We start from the raw sequence: 2,945 nt of genomic DNA, 5'->3' as shown, positions 1-2,945 counted from the left end.
CACTCCCTCGCACGCCCCGCCGCGTCCGCGCCCCGACCGGGCCGGTCGGGGAACGCGTGGGCGGCGGCTCCAGCCCCGCGTCACGGCCGCGGTCCCGGGGCGGCCCCCCGCCCCGGGACCGGACCCCTATTCCGCGAAGCGGTCGGTCGCCTCGATCAGGAGGTTCAGGATGCCCGGCTCGTTGAACGCGTGCCCGGCGTCGTCCACGATGTGGAAGTCCGCCTCCGGCCAGGCCTTGTGCAGGTCGTAGGCGGTGCGGGCCGGGGTGCACACGTCGTAGCGGCCCTGCACGATCACGCCGGGGATGTGCCGGATCGCCTCCGCGCCGTCGATGAGCTGGTCGGGCTCCAGGAACCCGCGGTTGACGAAGTAGTGGTTCTCGATCCGCGCGAAGGCCAGCGCGTAGTCCTCGTCGGCGTGGTGCTCGCGCAGCTCGTGGTTGGGCAGCAGGGTCACCGTGGACCCCTCCCACACGCTCCACGAGCGCGCGGCGGCCAGGCGCTCCTCCCGGTCGGGCGAGTTCAGGCGGCGCGCGTAGGCGGCGATGAGGTCGCCGCGCTCCTCCTCGGGGATGGGCTCCAGGTAGGACTCCCACAGGTCCGGGAAGAGCTGGGAGGCGCCCTCCTGGTAGAACCAGCGCAGCTCGCTCCCGCGCAGGGTGAAGACGCCGCGAACGACCAGCTCGCTGACGCGGTCCGGGTGGCGCTGGGCGTAGGCCAGCGCCAGGCAGCTACCCCAGGACCCGCCGAAGACCTGCCAGGACTCCGCGCCGATCATCTCGCGCAGCCGCTCCATGTCCCGCACCAGCGCCCAGGTGGTGTTGGTGGACAGGTCGGTGTCCATCTGGCTGGCGTGCGGGGTGGAGCGACCGCAGTTGCGCTGGTCGAACAGCAGGATCCGGTACCGCTCCGGGTCGAAGAGCCTGCGGTGGTCGGGCACGCATCCGCCGCCGGGACCGCCGTGCAGGAACACCACGGGCTTGCCCGCGGGGTTGCCGCACAGCTCCCAGTAGACGCGGTGTCCGTCGCCGACGTCGAGCATCCCCGAGTCGTACGGCTCGATGGGCGGGTACAAGGTACGCAAAGCGTGAGGCCTTTCGTGGACGTGTTCGTGGACGTGGTTCCTCCCCGGGGAGCCCGGCGGAGTCGGGCGCCGCGGACGGAGGTGTCCGGCGGAAGCCTGACGGAGAACGACGAGGAGAGGGTACGGCGTCCCGGGCGTCCACCGGGCGCGAACACACGCGGGGCGCGGTCAGAGGCGGTCGAGCAGTTGAGCCTTCTTGGCGCTGAACTCGTCGTCGGTGAGCAGGCCCTCGGCGTGCAGCCGCCCGAGCTCGCGGATCTTGGCGAAGATCGCCTCGCTGCCGTCCTCGTCCGCCGCGCCGAGCGCGGCTCGCTCCTGCCGGGGCTCCTCGTCCGCCGCGACGTGGGCGTTGACGGTGGCGGCCATCAGCAGGGTCTCCTCGCTGCCCTTGGACCCGTGCGAGGCCAGCGTGAAGAAGTCGTGGTCCAGCGCCGTGGCCTCGGGGATGGTCACCCCGCGCAGCACGACGCGCAGGTAGCCCTCGGTGACGTCGACCGGCGGGTACCAGTGCACGGACTCGATCTCGGAGAGCCGGTAGTCGCGGGCCTTCTCCTTCTGCTTGGCCGTGCTGGCCAGCCAGTTGTCCCACTGGAGGCGCACCCGGGTCCCGTCGAAGGAGGCCGTGCCCTCGGCGGTGCGCACCTGGAGGGGGACGCGGCCCACCAGCCCCAGGGCGACCTCGCGCGGATCGGTCTGCCCGGTGCTGGTCTCACGGGCGAAACGGGCCGAGGAGGCGATCTGCTCGGAGTAGTACTCGGCGAGCAGTTCTCCGTCGTGCGGACCGGTGATCAGCAGCGGGGTGAGCGCGTCCCGGCCGGGGACTCCCAGGAGCGCGTAGGGGTCGGTGTCCTCCACCAGCCGGAGCCGCATCCGCCACCCGTGCTTGCGGGTGCCCCGGTCGAAGTCGACCTCGCGGACGGCGGCCAGCGGAACCGAGCAGCTCCCCAGCGACCGGAACAGGGTCGGCACCTTCCGGCCGGAGTCGAAGCGGATACGGATCGTCTCGTCGTCGATCCGCCATGTTCCGTGGTGTCCGCGAAGTTCCTCCATGACCACAGATCCTAGAGCCAGCGGGACCCGCCGCGCGGGGCCGTATGCGGCCACCGTCCCCGACGGGCGCCCGAACCGCCCCGAGGTCCGGGGCACGTCCGGGCGACGGCCCCCAAGCGTCACGGCGGCGCATCCCGGGTAGGACCAGCGGGGCACACCCGTTGCACCGCCCCACCCGGGCGGGACCGGCGGACAGTGCGGTCGGCGCCCTGTCCACGAACCGGAGGTCGCCACATGTCGAGAGAGACGGCAGCCGAGGGCGCGGCCGAGTTCCGCGCCGCCAGGGACCTGCTCCTGGACCTGCGCGAGGACCAGGAGAGGGCGCACCGGGAGTTCGCCTGGCCCCGGCCGGAGCGGTTCAACTGGGCGCTGGACTACTTCGACGAGGTCGCCGTGCGCCGTCCGGACCGGACGGCGCTGTGGATCGTGGAGGAGGACGGCGGTCAGGCCAGGTACACCTACCGGCGGATGTCGGAGCGCTCCGGTCAGGTGGCCAACTGGCTGAACAACCAGGGCGTGCACCCTGGCGACCGGATCCTGCTGATGCTGGGCAACCAGGTGGAGCTGTGGGAGACCCTGCTCGCCGCGACCAAGCTCGGCGCCGTGGTCTGCCCGACCCCCACCTCCCTGTCCGAGGGCGACCTGCTGGACCGGCTGGAGCGCGGCGAGATCGCGCACGTGGTGTGCTCGGCCGCCGAGACCGAGAAGTTCGCTCCGCTGCGCGGGCACTGGACGCGGATCTGCACGGGCTACATGGAGGGGTGGCTGAACTACGCCGACTCCGAGCACGCCGGTCTGGATTTCCACCCGCC

The 2,945-nt window shown here is 72.3% G+C and carries 3 protein-coding genes; 1 reads left to right on the top strand and 2 read right to left on the bottom strand.

Annotation, left to right across the window (positions count from 1 at the left end; all coding sequences use genetic code 11):
- Nucleotides 1–126: 126 nt before the first annotated feature.
- Both pip and ABD54_RS26175 read right to left on the bottom strand, forming a co-directional pair.
- Nucleotides 127–1,083: a prolyl aminopeptidase gene (pip, locus tag ABD54_RS26180; protein WP_047872222.1), complete on the bottom strand. Its 957-nt coding sequence runs from the start codon at nt 1,081–1,083 to the stop codon at nt 127–129.
- A 168-nt stretch (nt 1,084–1,251) separates the two neighbouring features.
- Nucleotides 1,252–2,133 (bottom strand): DUF4429 domain-containing protein, encoded by an 882-nt coding sequence (locus tag ABD54_RS26175; protein ID WP_047872221.1) that lies wholly within the window; start codon nt 2,131–2,133, stop codon nt 1,252–1,254.
- Between the two features lie 234 nt (nt 2,134–2,367).
- Between ABD54_RS26175 and ABD54_RS26170 the strand changes: the two genes are divergently transcribed.
- Nucleotides 2,368–2,945 (top strand): AMP-binding protein (locus ABD54_RS26170; protein ID WP_047872220.1); only part of this gene is annotated, 578 nt, incomplete at its 3' end.

It is taken from the genome of Nocardiopsis sp. RV163, from assembly GCF_001029525.1.
Taxonomy (GTDB): domain Bacteria; phylum Actinomycetota; class Actinomycetes; order Streptosporangiales; family Streptosporangiaceae; genus Nocardiopsis; species Nocardiopsis dassonvillei.
This window is presented reverse-complemented; position numbering and strand designations above follow the sequence as displayed.